Consider the following 705-nt stretch of genomic DNA (forward strand, 5'->3'; position numbering starts at 1 on the left):
GGTCTCAAACCCTTTCATAATTACCAGCGCTTACTAAAACTAATAGTTCTAGATCACTTGGATCGCTCTCCAATACCAGCAGTTGAACCGCATAAAATTCTATTCTCTAAGCTACAAGGCCTTGGCCCTATCAAGGTCAGTTCAAAGGGCTCTGGAAGATTTGGGTTAGCGCTGGAACAGGCACTTGGAATTAAAGCTAACAGCAGTAAAGAAGCCGATTTTATGGGTATTGAGCTGAAAACTAAGAAAGGTAAAACACTGCAGACCTTGTTTTCAAGAATACCCACAAGATATGAAAATGGTGCAAACAAAAACGACTTTTTCAATGAGCACTCGTCGTATGACCAAAAGAAAAGTCGTAATTCGCTATATACATCTTTTAGCAGTAATCCTGATACTCTGGGATTTAACTTAAACGTAAATGGACATCTCGTAGAAGTGTTCAGGCATGGCAATAAAGTCATGGAGTATGACGCTGAGCAATTGGAAGAAGCTCTTTTATCTAAGCACAGTCAGACAGCTTTTATAGCAGTTAATTCGTTTAAGAAAGGTGATGCAGAGTATTGCGTCATTGAGTCGGTTCGATATTGTAAGTGGCCCTCTATTCTAAGATTTTTAAAGCTAGTTCAGGCAGGGGACATATACCTCGATTTCACTCTTTCCGAGAAGCAAGGAAAAATCAAAGACCATGGGTTTCTGTGGAGA

1 protein-coding gene is annotated in these 705 nt (G+C 40.0%); it reads left to right on the forward strand.

Translation table 11 applies throughout. The features are described 5' to 3' along the window. Positions 1-57: 57 nt before the first annotated feature. A partial coding sequence (locus A3750_RS24610; protein WP_197475301.1) for an MvaI/BcnI family restriction endonuclease occupies positions 58-705 on the forward strand: 648 nt, incomplete at its 3' end.

Source organism: Oleiphilus sp. HI0079, assembly GCF_001635105.1.